The following is a 20,027-nucleotide window of genomic DNA, read 5'->3' as shown; positions in this document are numbered from 1 at the left end:
TAACGAAAAGGGGAGAAGGAAGGGAAAAATATGGATACAGTAATGCTGTCGCGTATACAATTTGCGTCGACGACAATATTCCACTATTTCTTTGTACCGGTATCAATCGGACTAGCGCTCTTGATTGCCATTATGGAGACCATGTACGTTAGAAAAGGCAATGAAGAGTACAAAAGAATGGCGCAGTTCTGGGGAAAGCTGTTCCTCATCAATTTTGCAGTAGGGGTAGTTACAGGGATTTTACAGGAATTTCAGTTCGGGATGAACTGGTCTGATTATTCACGTTTTGTGGGTGATGTCTTCGGGGCTCCGCTTGCAGTAGAAGCATTGGCAGCCTTTTTTCTGGAGTCTACGTTTATTGGAATCTGGATATTTGGCTGGGACAAAGTGTCCAAGAGAGTGCACTTGGCCTCCATCTGGCTGGTAGCATTCGGTACGATGTTATCTGCTTTCTGGATCCTGGCAGCAAACTCCTTTATGCAGCATCCAGTAGGATTTGCGATTAATAATGGTCGTGCAGAAATGAATGATTTCTTCGCGCTTATTACGAACGGACAATTGTTGGTTGAATTCCCGCACACGGTTCTTGCTGCGTATGCAACAGGTGCCTTCCTAGTAACGGGTATTAGTGCGTACAAGATATTGAAGAAACAAGATGTATCTTTCTTTAAGAAATCTTTTCAAATTGCAGCTATCGTAGGTATTATTTCTTCTATTGGTGTAGCCGTGGCAGGCCATGCGCAAGCACAGTATTTGGTTGAGACTCAACCTATGAAGATGGCGGCTTCCGAAGGACTATGGGGTAAGAGTGGTGACCCAGCGCCTTGGACCGTATGGGCAAATATTGATCCAGAGAAGCAAGAAAGTACTGGAGAATTTCAAATTCCGTATATGCTGAGCTTCCTTTCATACAGTAAATTTTCCGGTGAAGTTAAAGGTATGCTTGAACTGCAAGCTGAGTATGAGCAAACCTATGGCCCCGGTGACTATATTCCACCTGTACGTACGACATTCTGGAGTTTCCGGATCATGGTTCTAGCAGGAACGTTAATGATTGTACTGGGTATGTACGCTATGTATTTAATGTGGCGCAAAAAAATGGACCGTCCAAACACCTGGTTTATGCGGTTTATGTTATGGGGATTACTGCTTCCTCCAATCGCGAATACAGCGGGTTGGGTCATGACCGAATTCGGGCGTCAGCCATGGACGGTATTCGGACTGATGACCACGGAAGACAGTGTGTCGCCTAATATTACGAGTGGTCAGGTTCTATTCTCTGTTATTTCTTTTACAACGATTTACGCAATTCTCGGATTAGTACTGATTGGTTTGTTTATGAAAGTAATTAAAAAAGGTCCTTATGCGATGGATAACGATCACGGGGATTCGCATGATCCATATAATGAGGAGGGCGCCCAATGATATCTCTTAATGAATTGTGGTTTGTGCTGATTGCAGTTCTGTTTATAGGGTTCTTCTTTCTGGAGGGTTTTGATTTCGGCGTAGGAATGGAAACACAGATTCTCGCTAAAAATGATACAGAGCGCCGGGTACTGATTAACTCTATCGGACCTTTCTGGGATGCTAATGAGGTATGGCTACTAACGGGTGCGGGCGCAATGTTCGCGGCTTTTCCGGAATGGTATGCAACGTTGTTTAGCGGATTCTATATTCCTTTTGTCTTTGCTTTATTAGCTTTGATTGCGCGTGGTGTTGCTTTTGAGTTCAGAGGTAAACGAGATTCTGTAGCTTGGAAAAGAACTTGGGATGCTTGTATCTTTATTGGCAGCTTCCTCCCACCGTTCCTCCTTGCAGTAGTGTTCGCCAGCTTTATTAAAGGTTTGCCTATTGATGGCGATATGCAAATGTACGCAGGTTTTACAGATATCGTGAATGTATATACTGTAGTAGCAGGTCTTACGGTAGTTCTTCTCTGTTTGGTGCATGGTCTCATGTTCACAACGCTGCGTACAGTGGGTGATCTACAGGCTCGTGCTCGGAAGATGGCACAGAAATTGCTGATCCCACTTGCAGTTTTGTTTACTGCTTTTGTGATTATGACTTATAATATGACTGATATCTTCGAGCAGCGCGGAACGGTTCTTATGATTATTGTAGCGCTTGGAATTATCGCTTTTGTGCTATCGGGTTATTTTATGAAGAAGAAGAAGGATGGCTACGCTTTTGGAATGACAGGAGCAGTAATGGCGTTGTCGGTAACTTCAGTCTTTGTAGGACTATTCCCACGTGTTATGATTAGTTCAATCGATCAAGCCTTTAATTTGACAATCACCAATGCGGCTTCGGGACATTACTCTTTAAAGGTAATGACGATTGTGGCACTGACCATCCTTCCATTCGTATTGGGATATCAAATTTGGAGTTACTTTGTCTTTCATAAACGCGTTCACGAGAAGGAGCATCTTGAATACTAATGGATAAAAATTTGCTTGGGTATAAAGGAGTTAAGCCGGTCTTTCTGATCGTTGGCCTCCTTACCCTGGTGCAAAGCATGTCCATACTTCTGCTGGCCAAATGGCTGGCAGAAGTCATCTCTGCGCTATTTGCGGGAGAACCTCTGAAGGAACAATGGGCTACTTCGCTATTGTTCCTTCTTGCATTTCTAGTGCGCCATGCTTGCGCCATGCTGATGAGCCGTATCTCTTACCGCTTTGCGGAAGCAACGGGCAGCAACATGCGGAGGGAAATGATGGATAAGCTCTTCCAGCTTGGACCCAGAATGGTGGGCGGGCGTGGAACCGGGGATCTTGTCACACTTGTGCTGGAAGGTGTAACAAAGTTCCGCACATATTTAGAAGCGATTATCCCTAGAATGGTAGGGATGTCAATTACACCGATTTTGGTGCTTATTTATATCTACAAGATGGATACCGCGAGTGGGATTATTCTTACGATCACCATGCCGATTATTATTGTTTTTATGATCTTGATCGGGATGACGGCTCGTAAGCAGATGGACCGTCAGCTAAAATCTTATCGCACCTTATCTAATCATTTCGTAGACTCCCTCCGTGGGCTAGAAACGCTGAAATTTCTGGGCCGCAGCCGTAGTCATAGCACGAGTATTGCCACCGTCAGCGATCGATATCGCTCGGCGACGATGCGTACACTGCGAGTAGCCTTTTTGTCTTCGTTCGCGCTGGACTTCTTTACGATGTTATCCGTTGCTTCCGTCGCGGTAAGTCTCGGCCTACGTCTGGTCAACGATCAGATGACACTGGTTACGGGCTTAACCATTCTGATCTTGGCACCGGAATATTTCTTGCCTGTCAGATTGGTGGGTTCAGATTTCCATGCTACTCTCGATGGTAAGGAAGCCGCTGAGGCAATGAAAAGCATTATAGATCAGGATGAAGTGAAAGCTGAAGTAGTAGGTTCTAATGGTGACCAAGCATTGAAATCAGCATTTAAAACACCAGAAGAGATATTCACTTGGCATAAAAATAGCGTACTTACATTAAATGATGTCAGTGTGAAATACGAGGAAGCTGGTCTTTCTTCGCTGGAAGCGGTGAACCTGCAATTTAAAGGAGCAAGCAAAATTGGGATTATCGGAGAGAGTGGGGCCGGTAAATCTACACTAGTCGATATCTTGGGTGGTTTCTTACACCCTACTTCAGGAAGTATTACAGTAAACGGTACAAAGGTTAGCGCATTAACGGATGAGGCTTGGCGAAAGCAGACCTCGTATATCCCGCAGCGCCCTTATATTTTTAGTGGTACATTGGCTGATAATATTCGCTTCTATTACCCTGAAGCTTCTATGGAAGCTGTGGCTGCAGCTGTGAAAGCTACTGGATTATCAGAGCTGGCGGCAACCCTTCCGAATGGCTTGGATGAGATGATCGGCGGCGGAGGTCGTTCGTTCAGTGGTGGACAGGAGCAGCGGGTTGCGCTGGCTCGAGCTTTACTCAGCAGTCGTCCAATTATGTTATTAGATGAGCCAACGGCACATCTGGATATTGAGACGGAATATGAGCTGAAGGAGACGATGGTGCCTCTTTTTGAAGGAAAGCTGGTCTTTCTGGCTACACATCGCCTGCACTGGATGCTTGATATGGACATTATTGTAGTAATGAAACAAGGAAAAGTGGCAGAAATCGGTACCCATCAGGAGTTGCTTGCCCGCAAGGGTGCGTATTATGAATTGATTGGGTCGCAATTGGAGGGAATCCATTGAAACGTGAAGGATGGTTTGCTCCGTATGTATCGTCGTATTTTTGGCGTTTTGTGCTTATTATCGTGCTTGGGGCGTTGACAATTTTTACAGCCTCATCATTAATGTATACTTCAGGATTTCTGATCTCAAAAGCGTCTACACCTGTCGAAAATATTCTAATGATTTATGTACCGATTGTAGGTGTGCGTACGTTCGGAACGAGTCGGGCTGTCATTCATTATGTAGAACGTTTAGTTGGGCATGACACGATTTTGCGAATTCTATCTAAGATGCGTGTGCGTCTGTACAATATTTTGGAACCACAGGCTTTGTTCCTGTCGTCACGTTTCCGCACTGGGGATATTCTCGGGATGCTTGCGGATGACATTGAATATTTGCAAAATGTATATCTGCGCACCGTTTTTCCAAGCATTATTGCTTTGCTGATTTATGGAGCAGCTGTGATTGCACTGGGTACTTTTGATATCGCCTTTGCGCTATTGATGGCTCTGTATATATTGGTGTTAGTAGTGGTGTTGCCGTTCTTATCTCTGCTCTTTACACAGAAGCGCCAACGTGAAGTGAAAGTAGAGCGTAATCGTCTCTATCAAAAGCTGACTGACGCCGTACTTGGTATGGGTGACTGGGTCATTAGTGGACGACAAAGCCAGTTCGTAGACACTTATGAAGCAGATGAGAGAAAGGTAGCCAAAACTGATGCAGCGCTGCGCAGTTGGTCACGTCTTCGTACGTTCATTGGGCAAGCAGTAATTGGGATTGGCGTGCTTTCTATGCTATATTGGGCCGCTGGAGAGTTTGCAGATGGTGCTATTGCAGGTACATTGATTGCGGCATTCGTATTGGTTGTTTTTCCTGTAGCAGATGCCTTTCTGCCAGTGTCTGAAGCAGTGGAGAAAATCCCGCAGTACCGTAACTCCTTAGAGCGATTGTCTGGTGTAAATGGAACTGAGCAGAACATCGTGTCTGAAAAAGCTTCTGTATCTGTAGTCGATGCTCTGCCTCAGGCCATGAGGAGTGCTTACATCAAGCTCGAAAATGTAGGTTACCACTATGGTTCAGAGGCTAACTGGTCGGTTCGCGATCTCAGCCTCGATATTCCACAAGGTAAAAAGATTGCGATCATCGGCCGAAGTGGTGCGGGTAAATCGACGTTATTAAAGGCTATTCAAGGTGTTATTGAACCTTCTGACGGCTCAGCTACAATTAATGGGATTGCTGCTGCTGCCTATGGCGAGCATATTCCTTCTATTATAGCGGTGCTAAATCAGAGCCCACACTTATTCGATACTACGGTTGCGAACAATATTCGTATGGGTGATCCGAAGGCTTCCGAACAAGACATTAAAGAAGCTGGCGCCTTAGCCAAAATGGATACGTTGATTTCCTCGTTGCCAGATGGATATGATACCTTTGTCCGTGAAGCGGGGCAACGTTTCTCCGGTGGAGAGCGTCAGCGGATAGCGTTAGCTCGTATTTTGCTGCAAAATACACCTGTTGTCATACTCGACGAACCGACTGTAGGGTTGGACCCGCGGACGGAACGTGATCTTTTGAAGACAATGTTCGAAGCCATGAAGGGTAAGTCACTAATTTGGGTAACGCATCATTTGGTCGGTGCGGAGCAGATGGATGAAGTGATTTTTATGGAAAATGGCTCGGTAGAAATGCGTGGAACCCATGCGGAGCTGATGAAAAAAGAACCACGTTACCGCAGATTATATGAGCTGGATCGTCCGGTGGAGTTTCTAGGGTAGGATGGAGAGTTTGGAGATAATATTTATAGATAATAGAGAGAGATAAGTGATGAGATTCCTTTTGCCCTTCGGGGTGGGAGGAATCTTTTTTTGGTGCAGGGCAAGAATATAGACAATGGATGAACAGATCGCTGGAATGGATAGATAGGAGTTCCATTTTCGTGGGAAGTATGGTAGAACAATAGAAGGAGTATTAGGCCGTAGCGGCACAGAAAGGGATGCTTGGTTGAATGTATGTAGTATGTAAAGAACATGTAGAATTAGCTATTGATTTGTTTGTGGACGAGTATGAAGATGCACCAGATGTAGTGGATTTGAAGGAAACGGAATTCTCTGACTGGGACCCGCCGGCAAAGTGCACCCAATGTGAGAAGAACGCTGAATATTTGGTGGTCTAAAGGACCTTTAAGACTTATAAAAAAACACCTTGCAGTCCTGGAAATGGGCCGTAAGGTGTTTTTGCGTGGAATAATATATAGGGGGGCTCACTAGTCTTATGCATCTGCTGCATCTGCCATATTGGTCAGGGAGCTACCTCGGTTGTTCTTGCGGTAGACAATTGCTGAGATGATGGCAAGCATTGCTGCAATAGAGAGTCCCCAGTAGATGTTTGAGTAAGCGGCCCGGAGCGGCAGCCCACGCTGCCATTCCAGTGCGCTTGCGGCCATAGCTACGCTGAAGGCGCCACTAAAGAATTGCAGTAACTGGAACAGCCCCATCCCGGAGCCGATTTGTGAGGAAGGCAGAATCCGTGAGATTTCATTGGATACACTACTGGACAATGTAGTGAAGGCAAGACTCATAATCATATAGATGAGCATGACGGCAATCCAGGATCGTCCCGCAAAAACAGCGAACAGGACGGTAGCAGTCAGCACAAGTAGTGGAGCGAAACGCAATATCCCCGCATTGCCATAACGGTCGATGATTCGTCCGACGGAACGGGAGACGAAGATTGCGAGCAGCGATCCGGGAAAGATCACAAGCCCGGCATGACTTGCACTGAAGCCAAAGCGATGAGTCAAAATCTGTGGCAGCAGGAACAAGGTGGCGAAGCTGCACAGATAGGAGGCGATTCCGACCACCGCCAACACGAGATATGAGCGGTTACGGAAAAGCGCGGGCATTACAAATGGGTCGGGCGTGCTGCGGATACGGCCAACAAATAAAGCGATGGCGACAAGTCCGGTGACCAAGGCCACCCACAACCCACTCGTCAGGAACAGCAGCAGACCGGTGGTGCCGACGCCCAAGAGCAGCCCACCAAGCACATCAAAGGAGCCTCGGGTGGGCACCTCTTTAGGTAGCAGGATAAGGAACATCGGCACGAGAAGCAAAATAGCTGCCGTTACAGCGAACAACCAGATCCAGCCGAGATATTCGACGATGGCTCCGCCCGCGACCGGACCAAGGCCTAGGCCGAGTGAAACGGCTGACATAATCGTCGCCATCGCTTTGCCGCGACGGGCTTGCGGGACATAACGTGTAAACAGAACAAGAGATAAGGACATTACAGCGCCCGCGCCCGACGCCTGTAGAATGCGCACGATAAGCAGAAAGATAAAGTTGGTGCTGAAGAAGCCGGCTACAGCCGCAAAGCCCAGCGTCAACAGACCTATCACCAGCAGGCGGCGGATCGGCAAGAAATCAGAGAGCCGGCTGTACGTGATTGAGGCAATCGAAAACATAATGGAATACCCGGTAACAATCCAAGAAGCGGATGCAGCTGTAATGCCGAAGGCTTCAGTTACATCAGGCAGTGCCAGATTGAACATGGCTGTATTCATGATTACGAGAACCACAGCGATGCTGAACAGAAGAGTCAGCAGGCCTTCCCGTGGAAGAGTCGCTTCCGGAGCGGAGGCTTCATGATCCGCATTCGCGGAAAGGTTATTTACAGAAGTCATGTGCGAAGCACTCCTTTTATTATTGTTTAATAGTTCGATTACTTACGAACAATTGAAATATAGCATGCGTTGATATAAAATGCAATTAGGAGCACCAATATTTTTTTCGCATTAAAAGTAGGACAAAGGGGATAATCATCCATGAAAATACTATTTCATCCGGACCGCAAGGACATTCAGCTTGCTTCCGTATTGTATGCGCTCAGTGATCCGATTCGCCTCCATATCGTATCGGATATTCATAGAAATGGAGAACAGGCTTGCAACGGCTTCAACGTTCCGATCGCCAAATCCACCATGTCTCATCATGCCCGTACGCTGCGCGAGTCAGGGGTTGTGTTTACGCGGGTTCAAGGAACCCAGCGCATACTATCGCTGCGGACTGAGGATCTTAATGTACGATTCCCAGGTTTGCTGGATTCTATATTGTGTGCTTATGAAGCTGGGGAAATGCCGGATTTTGCAATGGAGGAGCGGGAGGAGAGTAAGTAGGGGATGGATTGTCTGAAGAATAGGATATTTAAGGAATGCGAAAGATTAGGAAGCTACTTGCTAAAACTACAAGGGACGGCCTATTGCGCGTCCTTTTGCTATTTCTATAGAGGATTTTGACAGGAGGCACTTATGCTTATTCAAATTATTGGCGTAGGAAAATTGAAGGAAAAGTACTTGATCAATGGCATTGCAGAGTATGCTAAACGGCTGACACCGTACTTGAAATTTCAGGTGATTGAGGTGGCAGATGAAAAAGCACCCGACTCTCTAAGCGAAGCAGAGGTCGGTATTGTTAAGGCGCGCGAGGGCGAACGCATCCTCGCGCACATAAAGAGCGAGGCGCATGTCATTGCGCTCGCGATTGACGGCAAGCTATGGAGCTCGGAAGAGCTTGCCGCAGAAATTGACAGGCTCGGCACCTACGGGACGAGCCATGTCGTGTTCGTCATCGGAGGGAGCCACGGGCTCTCCGATGAGGTCATGCGCCGCGCGCAGCAGCGCATGAGCTTTGGGCGCATGACGCTGCCCCATCAGCTCATGCGCCTGGTGCTGGTGGAGCAGATTTATCGCGCGGTGAAGATAAATCGGGGGGAACCGTATCATAAATGACGGCTAAATTTTTGTGTGAGAAGGGCGTAGAGGCGTTAAAAGCGGCTGGAGTTGGTAGGGTGGGGGATGGAATAGATAAGGTTCAATCAGCTTGTTATAAAGACTTATGCGGGCAATTTATATAATTAGAGGGGTTCGAGATGACGATCCCCTGCTTGGTAAATTCTCAGTCAGCAGGATTTATCAGGAGCTTCATAGAAATACATTTAATCACAGAAAAATTGAATGGGGGATTTAACTTGGGTGTTCAAGAGTTAGGAAGAATTCTATGTGAGATGTATAATAAGGCACCTCACGGAAAACAAGTTGCAAAAATTCATTTATTTGGTGTTAAATATGCAGATATCATTCGAAAGAATAACTACAGCGTCAAGGATATAGTAGCAGCGTCTGGTATAAACATTTCATATGCAACAGAAGTTAGTAAGGGAATAAATTTATCCGAATATGTGGTTCCAAAAGAATGAATTTTTTAATGATGAATCCTTGCCGATATTAATTATAAGTATAATTTTTTAAAGATAAAGAATCAATCTCCCAAAATTCTGGTTCAGTTTGTTCAAAATACAGCGACAATTGAAGCACCTTGTTTGTTTTCATTAAGTTGACTAATAATACCAGAGGTGATATTAATGACTGATCGATATTATATAACAAAGTCTGGCCATGAGGCCGGTTGGGTTTACGTACATAAAAGTCATTCTTATGAGGATCAAAAGACTGTTGATTTAATCAATGAACTGATACCTGGAGACGTGCTACTGAAAGCTAATAAAAGTGATTTTCAAGAAATTCAACAGGATATTTATGATGAGATAGTGGATGCTAATAGTAAAGGAGAAGATATAGTACAAGTTATTAAACACTTAGTACCCGGTATTTTTTAATGTATTTAAACATAAGGCCCGATTAGCTTGTTTTAGGGCTAATACGGGCTTTCATTACTCCATCATTGGAAAGGGAGTTTGCGATACTGAACCGTGGCTGAGAGTTTTATGATAATACTAAAAATATTACTTATTAGGAAGTGATTAAGCTTTATGACGAAACCGATATACATCTTACAGTTACCAAAGCAAGTGCAAGAAGAAATTACTTTGAAGCTAAAAGCAAAATTGCTTGCAGAAGGCTATTCTGAGTTTGAGGTTTTTCGAGCTGTAAAGGATGCAATGGATAGCAAGATTGCTGACGTACTTCAAGTGTTTGATGAAAAATGATTTATTAAGATGACGCTGGAAGCCCTCTTTTGCTGAAGTAAATAGCGACAATACGGTCAGTTTTGTCAAAAAAACAGTTCTCACTTCTACCATACCGTCACTTTTTATAGCTGGTTTGTGGGCTAGGGACATTTTTTGAAATTCTCTAGCAGGGTGGCTTATGGAAAGGGAGAGGCTAGCACAGCAGTTAAAAAGAAAAACAAAAAAGGCTCGTACTGGTATAACCCATAAGAGCCCTTGTACTCAAGAAATTTATTTATTGTATTGCAATCCCTATCTTCATTAACATATCTATGTCATTACTGCTGACTTCACTATTCTCTAAATTGACTGATTTGTATTCAGTGCTTAAAGATTTAATTCCGAAAAGGAATTTCAATTTTTCGCAAAATTCACTGTCTTTATCGGCTATAATAACTATAACGGTATTATCACTCCGCAATCCTACTATCATTAAATCGTTTTCCTGTGCGTTATTAACAGCATTAGAGTCTGTGTAATACAAACGATGCTCAGTTCTATCCAGTGAATATTCCCTTGCATCATACCAAGTTAATTGCCCCGTGTCCTGCAGTGCTTTTCCATTTCTATCGAAATAAATAAATTTTGCGTTGAAATACTGTCTTTTTAACCCAAATATATTTTTTAATACTTTTACTCCATGGAACTCATGTTGATTGCTTTGCCACCTATTTATTTCTACCGAACTTAAAATTTTTGCTGCAACACCTCTAAAATATAAAGATAAAAAGCTCATGCAATCAGCCCCTTCATCCAGTTTCTGTGATAATTAACGACCTACCTAAGTGTTCTTACTGATAATTAACTTCAGATCATCTACCGTAAATGGTGGATTTCTTTTATGCAGCATTGAATGGCAATTTGGGCAGACAGGAACTAAGTCGGTTGTGGGATTAACAATATAATTTGGTCCAATTGCTGACACAGGCGTAACATGATGTACATGAATAAAACCCTGACCCATAACTCCGTAATATTTATGGAAATCGAAACCACAAGCTTTACATATACAACCGTGGATCATGATGCAAGCTTCCCTGTTCAAAACGCTTCTTTCATATCGATTGACCTCTACTCTTGTTACAGCACCTTCGGGTAAACCTATACTTGAGTGCTCAACAACACTCTCTTCTAAGGGAAGCAAGCAAACAATCATACCCAGTATTTTAGCGACCAGTACCTCAAATAATTCTTGTAGTTCATTTGGATTTATCTCTTCACTGTATACCGGTATCTTTATTACTTTTAAATTAAGTTTATTCCATTGATTAGGCCATGTAGAAGTATCCATAGGATTTTGATCAATTGAATTTAAACGAAAGTTTAGGTCTTCAGTTGTCGGTTTTATTGTACTAGCTATCGAACAAAACAGCACTTTCTTTTGTTGATCTGCTAAACCCATGGCACGAATTAAGGGACCAGCGAAGTTGTCGGGTATAAACTCAAGGCTTAAGTTTCGCCAACCTAAAGAACCTCTTATGATAAACCCATTACCCCGAGGAAGATCTTGAGGTCTAATTTCAATCGAGTTATTAACAAACTCTGATTGAATGATGATGCCAAATTGTTCAGTTAAACGATCATCCAATAGAACTAAATTAATTCTATTCATTATTGATCTCCGGTTCTGGAAGATCCTCTACTAATCTTCTTAGTATCTTCGATACTTCATAACGCAGTTCTTTCAGATGATACCTTGTAGAATCATTAATTGTTCCTAACTCGGCCTCACTAAGAGCCCATAGAAGCGAATCCATTCCTTGAATAGTTACTCCTGAGGCTAGATTAGGTACGTACACTTTATGATAATATGAATGCTTTGTATTGATTCTAACCGCATGATGTTCACCAATTATACAAGGTTCCCACAACATTCCTTCATCAATAGACTCAACTGGTTGTACAAAAAGCTCACCTTCTTTTACTGGGTCAATCACAGGTATCTTAATTGTGAATTTACCTTTCTTGTTAGTTACCTCAACTTCATTAACACCTGGGTTTTTGACTTCTATTTTTGATATTTGAACTTCTTTTTCACGAGAACCAATACCAGCATTTGAACCATCATGTGCGCCTTTGGACACCTTATTGACTGTACTACTTACACCCTTTCTATATCTATCATCGCCAACTCGTCTAGGCGCAGGCAAGAACTTTTCTTTAAGCCAGTTATATAGCTCACCCGTTAACATAATTCTGGACTTTTTAATATCTACATTAAAAGCATCGTCCAAAGTATGATCAAAGGAGAATTCTATTCTAAGTAATGTTCCATGGGGCTCATTGCGGAACATTCCAAGCCAATCTCCGTAATGAATTAATCGATTTTCACGATATATATAAAATCCTTGCATATCATTGTTCAGTTTTGCGAGCTTCCAAGCATCTTCGGAGGTGAATCCTTCTTTCCTTGGTATGACATAAGCTTTAATATCAAAGGTTGTTTTTGCACCGTATTCATCAATAATTACAGGTTGAATTTTCTTAGCTACCAATTTGGTTTCTGGTTCTGATTTGCAAAATGGGTCCCAAGGTATAACTGGGTCTTGGTTTAATTTGATTACCACATTTGGTGCAGTGGTAAAGTTCGTATCAAGAAAGCGTTCAAAAACCATTGCCACATGTTCTCTTAAATTATCTACAATTTTATCTAAAGCTTTTCGAGCATGAGGTCCACCTTGATCTGAATATGCCTTCATTACTCTGTCCACGTTTTCCCAAACAACTATAGTTCCTGAACTACCACCAGTGACTTTCTCAAGTAATTCCAACTCATAGGGATCAATCTCAGGAAATTGAAGTACCCAATCTTTAGCAACGTCGCTAATGTAATCAAGATCCCATCTGGCTTTTATTGGGTCAATACCGGCTCCAGCACGTGTTATTACTGATAAGCATCTACAAAAGGCAGTTGATGCTGTTTTTAATCCTAATCCAAACTTACCTAAGCTACTTGGATCGGGCCTTTCTAATGAACCATAAGTCATTGCGTCATCGAGGCCCTGTTCATTCATCCCACAACCATTATCGGCAATATAAATACTTATATCACCAGCAAAGTCCATTAAGATATCAATCTCAATTGAGGATGCATTTGCAGCGATAGAGTTATCAATGACATCAGCCATAGCTGTATTAAATTCATATCCAGTATCCCTTAGACCTTCGATCATTCTTGTAGCCCGTGGGGGTAGATTTTTAGTTTTCATATATTAATCACCTTCCATGATGAACCAAGGTGAATGATATCGTCCTCTGCTTCATCAATATTATTATACCGCTCGTAGTGTATCTCCAACTGATCTTCTTCTGTGTTTCCTTTTAATATGATTGAATCTCCGGCTTTTAGGTTATTCTGTTTAATGAAAGATGTCATCCCGGTTAAACGATATTCATTTCTTGTGCCACCAAAAAAGCGATTATTATAATAAATAAAATTAAATTTCCATACCTGACCAATATCATCAAGGAAGTTAAGTCTGTAACGGGGGTTTTTGGTAGCTGATCCCAAGGTGGGGAAAAAAGACAGCACACCATCGACTTTGGGAATTAACATTCCAGCTTGATGTCCACCAGTCTCACCGGTGTCATTGGGGCTTAATACTTTACTAATTGCATTAGGTTTATCAGTTGTTTGTTTCATGGCTATCATTACTCCTCTTTATGGATGGGGATTTCATTAATGCTTGGAGTATATCAGTATAATCATTAGAACCATCTGTGCCGACAACAGCTGTGTCAGAGAGTGCTCTTTTTCGCTCAACACGGTCATTTATCGTTTCTTCAACTGTATCGGCCAGATAAAGCTTATATACATTTACAGGCCTTGTTTGACCCCTTCGATAGGCTCTAGCTGATGCTTGGTCCTCTAAAGCTGGGTTCCATTCTAAATTATAATGTATGACGTGATTTGCTGCAGTTATATTCAAGCCTGATCCGGCAGCTCTTGGATTTAAAATTAAAACCGCTGATCCATCGATATTCCCGAAGGTATCAATTTTTATCTGACGATCACCTACCTCAACTCGTCCATCTATAAAATCACAGTATATTCCAAGCCTAATGGAAAGATCACCAACCATTATATCGGTCATTTTTGTATAGGAAGTAAAGATAATCGCCTTTTCTTTGTTAGAAATAATCTCTTCAAGTATTTCAATCATCCGTTTATATTTAACAAAATTACTAGGATCATCATCATCTTTGTGATCTTGCTTCAAGAAGGGGTGGGTACAATACATTCTTAGCTTAATAAGAGATACTAATGAGGCGTTCTTACCGTATTCCTCAATTATACTTTGCCTTAAGCTTTCGTATCCTTCAATTTCGCTATCGGATAACTCCAATACTTGTGGAATATCGATACGTTCTGGTAGGTCCCCTGCTACCTCTTTTACGCGTCTACGTAACATTATAGGTGAAATAACCGGTTCTAAAGAACTTGCACCCAAAACCTCCTCAGGGTAGTTCATTTCAAATTGATTAATATCACCTAGAAAACTAGGGAAGGAAAAATCAGCCAAAGACCATAAATCAATTAGTCTATTTTCCACAGGTGTTCCTGTCACTGCGATTGAAGTTCTGCGTGGAATTTGCTTTATAGCTATGGTTCGTTTTGCGGAGGGATTCTTAATCGCTTGTGCTTCATCTGTTACAACAATGTTCCAATCAATCATCTCAATAATGGATAAATCCCGAAGGACAGTTTCATAAGAAGTGATTACCACTTGAAAATCTAACATATCAGAATATAGACCTGTGCGTCTTGCACCTTGATGAATTAATATCTTTAGACTTGGTGCGAATTTGGCGAATTCTCTTTTCCAGTTTTCTAGTAAGGTAACAGGTGCTACAACTAACGAAGGATTGTTGTTTCTACTGCCTTCACTTGATAACAAGGCGATAATTTGTGCAGTTTTACCAAGACCCATTTCATCTGCTAGTATACATCCAGCATCTTGGTCTGAAATCATTTGTAACCAACGGTATCCTTGGTACTGGTAAGGATACAGCTTGCCAATAAAACCAGGTATATCCAGCACTGATTTATCCAGCACTGCACTTTTATCTAAAGGCAAGGAGGTAACTTCATCTAATATATAAGGATTACCGCTAGAACGAAGGTTTACGTATTGTCGCAAGTTGATTTTATCAAGTTCCTTGATTCCTACTTGTGTTAAAAGGTTTGCAATTTTTTCATTTGCACCATTTACATAAGGGTACCAAGTACCATCAATTATTAGGTGGTCTGATAATCCCTTATCAAAGCTGGATACAATAATATTTTGATTATTATGTAAAACTATTGATTCAGCTGTGATTCCTACACCGTCTTTATTAACAAGTTTTAATCGTAGATCTAATGGGAATTTTGAAATTTTTATACCAAAAAGCTGATCAGATGGTTTGGAAATATGTATTTCATTTATTATTAGCTTCCGTTTAAACTCTGCCATATATATATCTTTAGCAGTTGGTATAAATGAGGCTCCCGAAATCAACTGAATAGATAGATATTTATCTTCAACGATGATCCATTTGCCATGATTGTTCATTTTAGCTTCCGCCCTAATAAAAGGAATTTTTTATTTTCTACCAGTTATAGGATAATACATTTCATCTGCTCCGTCACCTGTTTCTTCCATTTACCACATTTTTGTTTTGAGTGATATTATATACATAATGAATACAAAGAATAGAGGTGTTTTAGTTGGAAAAATTTATAAAAAATATTGACGGGTGTATTGATAGTATGACCGAGCTTAATAAGGCATGGAAAAATACAGATTGGAATCAATACGATGAAGATCAGTTTGAGAAAATAACAGAGAATTATCCGTTCCATAAAGACCTTGCAGAAATTATTCAAGATTTAATTAAATGGAAAGAAAAGATAAAAGAATAAAACGCTTGTTCGCATGTGGTTTGGGTGTTAAAATAAAATATTATGCTGCAAGATTACTTCATAATAGTAAAGAGGAAACTATAATGTTTAAGTTTATAGATTTATTTGCTGGAATAGGTGGTATACGTATTGCCTTTGAAAAACAGGGTGGTAAATGTGTATTCTCATCCGAGTGGGACCAAAAGGCACAGGAGACCTATGAAGCCAATTTTGGATATAGACCAGTAGGTGACATACGTGATGTATCTTCTGAGCAAATTCCAGACCATGATATTCTTTTAGCAGGTTTCCCATGTCAACCTTTCAGTCTTGCTGGAGTTTCTAAGAAGAATTCCTTAGGTCGGAGCCATGGGTTTGCAGATGAAACACAGGGTACTTTATTTTTCGAAATTGCTCGAATTATTCGTGCTAAAAGGCCCAAAGCCTTTTTATTAGAAAATGTAAAAAACCTTAGGTCTCATGATGATAATAAAACCTTTCGTACGATTATGAGAGTTCTGCAAAAGGAACTGGGTTATAAGGTGTATGATGCGATTCTTGATGCTAAGGGATTAGTGCCCCAACATCGAGAGCGTATATACTTAGTTGGATTTTTAGATCCAATAGCATTCGAGTTCCCTACGCTTCCTGAACAAGGCCCTCCAGTTAGTTCGATATTAGAACAACAAGTCGATGAAAAGTACACATTGACTGATAACTTGTGGAAATATCTTCAGAGCTATGCTGAAAAACACCAAAAAGCAGGAAATGGTTTTGGTTATGGGCTAGTTGATTTTAATAGTTCAACGCGAACATTATCCGCACGATATTACAAAGATGGTTCAGAAATTTTAATTCCACAAAAGGGCCAGAATCCAAGACGGTTAACCCCACGTGAGTGTGCTAGATTGCAAGGGTTTCCTGAAAACTATCGTATTGTAGTTTCCGATGCAGCTGCGTACAAGCAGTTTGGTAATTCAGTAGCTGTACCGGTAGTTGAAAAAATAGCAGAATGTATGATTAAAGCTTTAAAAGCAAAGAAAGTTGTAGATAGCTATAATAGAAGTAAGTATTTTTATGATAATAATAGAGATGAAGCAATTGCTAGGGCATCGCAATATGGACAATTTTTCTATAAGTTTATTTCAGCAAACGATATTGGGAAAACCGGATCTCATCAATCAGGAATATATATTCCAAAAGACTCTTGGTCAATCTTGTTTGATAAACCGGGAGAAAAAGAAGTGAATAAAGAGAGAGCTGTGAGAATTTATTGGGAGCAATTAGATTTACACAGTGATAGTATGTTTAAGTGGTATGGTAAAAAGTCAAGAAGTGAATATAGAATAACTCGTTTCGGAAAAAAATTCCCTTTATTTTCCGATAGTTATTTAGGCGATCTTTTAATTTTTATTAAGGTTAATAGTGATGAATATCTAGGTTATGTGCTATCAGGAAAAGATGCTGATTCTTTCCTAGAAACATTTTCAATATCTCCAACTGAAAATGTTGGTAATTATGGGTTAATTGATAATATTGAAAAAAGTGACTTGGGCTTGTCTGACAAGCTAAATGAAGGTCTTGTTAATTCAGTATCAAACAAAATGCTCACTCCACGACAGATTTCACAAAAGGCACAGAACTTGTATTTCAATTCTAATTCTTTAGTAGATATGGAGATTGATAATACTAATGTTGATGCTTTACTTCTCGAGTTAATTGAACTTGAGTACATGATAACTAAATCATTAGAGAAAAGTATATATCAAGATAAGCTCCAAAAGCCATTCAATGATCTCGAGTTATTATTAGAGTTTGCCTCCACAGCTGCACAAACCAGACAACTGAGAACTGAGTTGACATTTCAATTCCATTTAGACTTTATCTTTAAGCAGTCAAAATTGAATTACGAATTCCAAGTAGTGACTTCGAAAAAACGTGGATTTAGATTCATAAGTAATAACAATGAAAAAGTGAATTTACTTTCGCTAGTTACATGTAAAGAGAATTGGAGGGATTACTTAAATCCTGAAGGACCTCCGCTATTTATTGTAACTTTAGAAAAAGGTATGAGTGCTAAAACCTTGGAAGATATGGAGTTAAGTAACGTTTCATTAGTTGTGCCAAACAAATATCTTTCCTTTTATCCTATTGAATATCGTTCCAAGATACTTTCCCTCTCAAATTTCTGTGGTTTGATGGATACTAAAAAAAAGGAATTATAGAATAGACTCATACGTTACTCCCAACCATGGGTCTACTATTTTATCGTCTTAAGTGGATTTTCATTTAGATATAATAATTGTAGATACGACAGAAATGCACTAATGGAGGTAAGCAAAACTCAACTAGAAAGAAATATTATCTACAATAAAGCCCAGTATCAACAACGAATGCCCCTATTCCAACAGCGAATAGGGGTATTTTGTATTCTCACTTAAAAGGAGACCTAACTACTATGGACAAGGAACAGCAGCAAAGAATTTTGGATTTTCTCAAAATATCATTTAATTCTGATGATACGATTCACATTTTAGCGGTGGCTGCAATGGAACATGAAAAATTAGAGCGCCATCAACCATTGATTCTTAAGCTGCGGGTAGCCCTAACTTTTCATGAAGATCAATCCATTAACCCATATTTTGACGGAACCGATATGTATGTCTTATTGACCCCGACCGAAATTCAATTTGCCCGAGAGGAAGAGTGGGCAGATGGACCTCCAATAATGGAGGGGAGCCCAATTGAACTAGCGCTAGGCTGGGTCTCTCAATTAAATGTACCGTTCTATGTTTCTACGGAAGCACATGAAGCCGCACATAAGGAAAGGGGGTGAAATCTAATGCAGAATAGATCCAATTACGAATCACTCGTAAAAAGTGAGGATACGCTGGTTAACCGTATCGAGACCTGTTCCGAGACCATAGACACTGTGCTTCAGATGCTCTTCAAAAAGGACGGGCCGATTCATCTCCCGACCGTTCATGAGGTCGTTGTCGCAATGCACGAGATTCAAGTCAAGTTGGATCGTGAACTGCTACTTGTTCGAATAGAAAAAAGACTCGCAGCCCGATACATGGACAGCAAGCCTATAGTCGACTAAATGACGGAATACTTTATTCCTCTGGAACAGCAATGCCCTTTATCTCTAAAAACTCCAACTCTGCCTCCAGTATTTCCTCCACTTCTTTCTCAGTTAAAGCAATGTCCTGCTGTTTTAAAATATGAACTATGAGCTCGTCATTATCAATATGAACCTCGCCATTCTCATCTTCTTCTTTGTTGTTAATGTACTCGTCTGAGTAACCAATAACAGTTTCAATCAGGTCAGCATCATGACACGTTTTTTGAGACACGAAGCTGCTCAATTCATTAATATCAATATAAGGTTTTTCACCGTGCATATCGTTTTCAGTTGTCATTAATATCATCTCCTGTTGTCTTAGTATACCGAGGAACCCAATGTCTAACTCTAATTCTTTGATTTCTCCCAATCTAATACGGTTTGTAGCACTCTCAAGGCCATTACTTGGTCTTGCGCAGAACGCTCCGACAGCATCTCCACAATCTGTCCCAAAGTATCCTTACGCTTCATCGGATCAAGGTATCGAAAGAACTCTTCTAACGACACACCTAACCCAACAACAACCTTCTGCAATGTCTCAATCGTCAGGTTCTTCTCCCCGCGCTCCACCTGACCCACATAATTCGTATGTAAACCGGATAATTCCGCTAACTGCTCTTGGGATAATCCTTTATCCTTGCGCAGCCGACGTATCCTTTCTCCGACTCTTTTCACCACATCAGACACAAATACCACCTCAAGAAAATCTTACCTGAGGGGCTTCTCAGACTTAACACACTACAAATGTTATTTGACTAAAATATAACATCCATAGATAATAAATATGGCATAAATAACATCTTTTAGTGTGG

General features: G+C 41.2%; 23 protein-coding genes. 15 read left to right on the top strand and 8 right to left on the bottom strand.

The window, feature by feature from the left end; translation table 11 throughout:
* Positions 1–30: 30 nt before the first annotated feature.
* The 5 genes from R50345_RS29770 (at position 31) to R50345_RS31045 (ending at position 6,356) form a co-directional block, all read left to right on the top strand.
* The gene (locus tag R50345_RS29770; RefSeq protein ID WP_042131697.1) at positions 31–1,425 is read left to right on the top strand and encodes a cytochrome ubiquinol oxidase subunit I; all 1,395 of its coding nucleotides are present in this window, start codon (positions 31–33) and stop codon (positions 1,423–1,425) included.
* Positions 1,422–2,438 (top strand): cytochrome d ubiquinol oxidase subunit II, encoded by a 1,017-nt coding sequence (gene cydB, locus R50345_RS29765; RefSeq protein ID WP_042131696.1) that lies wholly within the window; start codon positions 1,422–1,424, stop codon positions 2,436–2,438. The genes R50345_RS29770 and cydB overlap by 4 nt, the downstream gene beginning before the upstream one ends.
* The gene (gene cydD, locus R50345_RS29760) at positions 2,438–4,204 is read left to right on the top strand and encodes a thiol reductant ABC exporter subunit CydD (RefSeq protein ID WP_042131694.1); all 1,767 of its coding nucleotides are present in this window, start codon (positions 2,438–2,440) and stop codon (positions 4,202–4,204) included. The genes cydB and cydD overlap by 1 nt, the downstream gene beginning before the upstream one ends.
* Positions 4,201–5,958 carry a thiol reductant ABC exporter subunit CydC gene (gene cydC / locus R50345_RS29755; RefSeq protein WP_042131693.1) on the top strand — a complete coding sequence of 586 codons (1,758 nt, stop codon included), beginning with the start codon at positions 4,201–4,203 and terminating at the stop codon, positions 5,956–5,958. Before cydD ends, cydC begins: the two co-directional genes overlap by 4 nt.
* Before the next feature lie 230 nt (positions 5,959–6,188).
* Complete coding sequence (locus R50345_RS31045; protein WP_076120603.1) at positions 6,189–6,356, top strand: CxxH/CxxC protein; 168 nt, start codon at positions 6,189–6,191, stop codon at positions 6,354–6,356.
* A 96-nt stretch (positions 6,357–6,452) separates the two neighbouring features.
* On the opposite strand, the gene R50345_RS29750 is transcribed toward R50345_RS31045, so the two are convergent.
* Complete coding sequence (locus R50345_RS29750; RefSeq protein WP_042131692.1) at positions 6,453–7,865, bottom strand: MFS transporter; 1,413 nt, start codon at positions 7,863–7,865, stop codon at positions 6,453–6,455.
* A gap of 141 nt (positions 7,866–8,006) precedes the next feature.
* Between R50345_RS29750 and R50345_RS29745 the strand changes: the two genes are divergently transcribed.
* The 6 genes from R50345_RS29745 (at position 8,007) to R50345_RS31535 (ending at position 10,186) form a co-directional block, all read left to right on the top strand.
* Positions 8,007–8,357: an ArsR/SmtB family transcription factor gene (locus tag R50345_RS29745; RefSeq protein ID WP_042131691.1), complete on the top strand. Its 351-nt coding sequence runs from the start codon at positions 8,007–8,009 to the stop codon at positions 8,355–8,357.
* 132 nt (positions 8,358–8,489) lie between these two features.
* Positions 8,490–8,969, top strand: a complete 480-nt coding sequence (gene rlmH, locus R50345_RS29740; protein ID WP_042131690.1) for a 23S rRNA (pseudouridine(1915)-N(3))-methyltransferase RlmH — start codon at positions 8,490–8,492, stop codon at positions 8,967–8,969.
* Entirely contained in the window at positions 8,966–9,094 is a 129-nt protein-coding gene (locus tag R50345_RS32290; RefSeq protein WP_269321977.1) for a hypothetical protein, read from the top strand. The genes rlmH and R50345_RS32290 overlap by 4 nt, the downstream gene beginning before the upstream one ends.
* A gap of 30 nt (positions 9,095–9,124) precedes the next feature.
* A complete protein-coding gene (locus tag R50345_RS29735; RefSeq protein WP_231573993.1) occupies positions 9,125–9,436 on the top strand; it encodes an HTH-like domain-containing protein in 312 nt (103 codons plus the stop codon).
* A 165-nt stretch (positions 9,437–9,601) separates the two neighbouring features.
* Positions 9,602–9,856: a hypothetical protein gene (locus tag R50345_RS29730; protein WP_042131689.1), complete on the top strand. Its 255-nt coding sequence runs from the start codon at positions 9,602–9,604 to the stop codon at positions 9,854–9,856.
* A gap of 153 nt (positions 9,857–10,009) precedes the next feature.
* A complete protein-coding gene (locus tag R50345_RS31535; protein WP_156114898.1) occupies positions 10,010–10,186 on the top strand; it encodes a hypothetical protein in 177 nt (58 codons plus the stop codon).
* Positions 10,187–10,442: 256 nt separating this feature from the next.
* On the opposite strand, the gene R50345_RS29725 is transcribed toward R50345_RS31535, so the two are convergent.
* The 5 genes from R50345_RS29725 to R50345_RS29705 are packed head-to-tail and all read right to left on the bottom strand — an operon-like array spanning position 10,443 to position 15,762.
* The gene (locus R50345_RS29725; RefSeq protein WP_042131688.1) at positions 10,443–10,943 is read right to left on the bottom strand and encodes a hypothetical protein; all 501 of its coding nucleotides are present in this window, start codon (positions 10,941–10,943) and stop codon (positions 10,443–10,445) included.
* Positions 10,944–10,988: 45 nt separating this feature from the next.
* Positions 10,989–11,819, bottom strand: coding sequence for an HNH endonuclease (locus R50345_RS32155; protein ID WP_052414781.1), 831 nt, complete (start codon positions 11,817–11,819; stop codon positions 10,989–10,991).
* Positions 11,812–13,416 (bottom strand): ATP-binding protein, encoded by a 1,605-nt coding sequence (locus R50345_RS29715; RefSeq protein ID WP_042131687.1) that lies wholly within the window; start codon positions 13,414–13,416, stop codon positions 11,812–11,814. Before R50345_RS29715 ends, R50345_RS32155 begins: the two co-directional genes overlap by 8 nt.
* Complete coding sequence (locus tag R50345_RS29710) at positions 13,413–13,850, bottom strand: EcoRII N-terminal effector-binding domain-containing protein (RefSeq protein ID WP_042131686.1); 438 nt, start codon at positions 13,848–13,850, stop codon at positions 13,413–13,415. Before R50345_RS29710 ends, R50345_RS29715 begins: the two co-directional genes overlap by 4 nt.
* The gene (locus tag R50345_RS29705; protein ID WP_042131685.1) at positions 13,834–15,762 is read right to left on the bottom strand and encodes a DEAD/DEAH box helicase; all 1,929 of its coding nucleotides are present in this window, start codon (positions 15,760–15,762) and stop codon (positions 13,834–13,836) included. Before R50345_RS29705 ends, R50345_RS29710 begins: the two co-directional genes overlap by 17 nt.
* 155 nt (positions 15,763–15,917) lie before the next feature.
* Between R50345_RS29705 and R50345_RS29700 the strand changes: the two genes are divergently transcribed.
* The 4 genes from R50345_RS29700 (at position 15,918) to R50345_RS29685 (ending at position 19,194) form a co-directional block, all read left to right on the top strand.
* Entirely contained in the window at positions 15,918–16,112 is a 195-nt protein-coding gene (locus R50345_RS29700; protein ID WP_042131684.1) for a hypothetical protein, read from the top strand.
* Positions 16,088–18,316, top strand: a complete 2,229-nt coding sequence (locus R50345_RS32285; RefSeq protein WP_156114897.1) for a type II restriction endonuclease — start codon at positions 16,088–16,090, stop codon at positions 18,314–18,316. Before R50345_RS29700 ends, R50345_RS32285 begins: the two co-directional genes overlap by 25 nt.
* 233 nt (positions 18,317–18,549) lie before the next feature.
* Positions 18,550–18,927, top strand: a complete 378-nt coding sequence (locus R50345_RS29690) for a hypothetical protein (RefSeq protein WP_042131683.1) — start codon at positions 18,550–18,552, stop codon at positions 18,925–18,927.
* 6 nt (positions 18,928–18,933) lie between these two features.
* Entirely contained in the window at positions 18,934–19,194 is a 261-nt protein-coding gene (locus R50345_RS29685; RefSeq protein WP_042131682.1) for a hypothetical protein, read from the top strand.
* A gap of 13 nt (positions 19,195–19,207) precedes the next feature.
* Here the strand turns inward: R50345_RS29685 and R50345_RS29680 are convergent, their stop codons facing one another.
* Complete coding sequence (locus R50345_RS29680) at positions 19,208–19,513, bottom strand: hypothetical protein (RefSeq protein WP_052414780.1); 306 nt, start codon at positions 19,511–19,513, stop codon at positions 19,208–19,210.
* Positions 19,514–19,563: 50 nt separating this feature from the next.
* Entirely contained in the window at positions 19,564–19,902 is a 339-nt protein-coding gene (locus R50345_RS29675) for a helix-turn-helix domain-containing protein (RefSeq protein WP_042131681.1), read from the bottom strand.
* Between the last annotated feature and the right edge of the window lie 125 nt (positions 19,903–20,027).

It is taken from the genome of Paenibacillus sp. FSL R5-0345, assembly GCF_000758585.1.
In the GTDB taxonomy this organism is placed as follows: domain Bacteria; phylum Bacillota; class Bacilli; order Paenibacillales; family Paenibacillaceae; genus Paenibacillus_AQ.
Note: the sequence above shows the minus strand (reverse complement) of the source record. Positions and strands in the feature narration are given on the sequence as shown.

What these genes read in the sequence shown, in the direction of transcription:
- R50345_RS29690 (WP_042131683.1), top strand. Translation starts at nt 18,550, where the DNA reads ATGGACAAGGAACAGCAGCAAAGAATTTTGGATTTTCTCAAAATATCA.
- R50345_RS29685 (WP_042131682.1), top strand. Translation starts at nt 18,934, where the DNA reads ATGCAGAATAGATCCAATTACGAATCACTCGTAAAAAGTGAGGATACG.
- R50345_RS32285 (WP_156114897.1), top strand. Translation starts at nt 16,088, where the DNA reads ATGGAAAGAAAAGATAAAAGAATAAAACGCTTGTTCGCATGTGGTTTG.
- R50345_RS31045 (WP_076120603.1), top strand. Translation starts at nt 6,189, where the DNA reads ATGTATGTAGTATGTAAAGAACATGTAGAATTAGCTATTGATTTGTTT.
- R50345_RS32155 (WP_052414781.1), bottom strand. Translation starts at nt 11,819, where the DNA reads ATGAATAGAATTAATTTAGTTCTATTGGATGATCGTTTAACTGAACAA.
- rlmH (WP_042131690.1), top strand. Translation starts at nt 8,490, where the DNA reads ATGCTTATTCAAATTATTGGCGTAGGAAAATTGAAGGAAAAGTACTTG.
- R50345_RS29715 (WP_042131687.1), bottom strand. Translation starts at nt 13,416, where the DNA reads ATGAAAACTAAAAATCTACCCCCACGGGCTACAAGAATGATCGAAGGT.
- cydB (WP_042131696.1), top strand. Translation starts at nt 1,422, where the DNA reads ATGATATCTCTTAATGAATTGTGGTTTGTGCTGATTGCAGTTCTGTTT.
- cydD (WP_042131694.1), top strand. Translation starts at nt 2,438, where the DNA reads ATGGATAAAAATTTGCTTGGGTATAAAGGAGTTAAGCCGGTCTTTCTG.
- R50345_RS29680 (WP_052414780.1), bottom strand. Translation starts at nt 19,513, where the DNA reads ATGACAACTGAAAACGATATGCACGGTGAAAAACCTTATATTGATATT.
- R50345_RS29745 (WP_042131691.1), top strand. Translation starts at nt 8,007, where the DNA reads ATGAAAATACTATTTCATCCGGACCGCAAGGACATTCAGCTTGCTTCC.
- R50345_RS29770 (WP_042131697.1), top strand. Translation starts at nt 31, where the DNA reads ATGGATACAGTAATGCTGTCGCGTATACAATTTGCGTCGACGACAATA.
- R50345_RS32290 (WP_269321977.1), top strand. Translation starts at nt 8,966, where the DNA reads ATGACGGCTAAATTTTTGTGTGAGAAGGGCGTAGAGGCGTTAAAAGCG.
- R50345_RS29725 (WP_042131688.1), bottom strand. Translation starts at nt 10,943, where the DNA reads ATGAGCTTTTTATCTTTATATTTTAGAGGTGTTGCAGCAAAAATTTTA.
- R50345_RS29750 (WP_042131692.1), bottom strand. Translation starts at nt 7,865, where the DNA reads ATGACTTCTGTAAATAACCTTTCCGCGAATGCGGATCATGAAGCCTCC.
- R50345_RS29705 (WP_042131685.1), bottom strand. Translation starts at nt 15,762, where the DNA reads ATGAACAATCATGGCAAATGGATCATCGTTGAAGATAAATATCTATCT.
- R50345_RS29730 (WP_042131689.1), top strand. Translation starts at nt 9,602, where the DNA reads ATGACTGATCGATATTATATAACAAAGTCTGGCCATGAGGCCGGTTGG.
- R50345_RS29710 (WP_042131686.1), bottom strand. Translation starts at nt 13,850, where the DNA reads ATGAAACAAACAACTGATAAACCTAATGCAATTAGTAAAGTATTAAGC.
- R50345_RS31535 (WP_156114898.1), top strand. Translation starts at nt 10,010, where the DNA reads ATGACGAAACCGATATACATCTTACAGTTACCAAAGCAAGTGCAAGAA.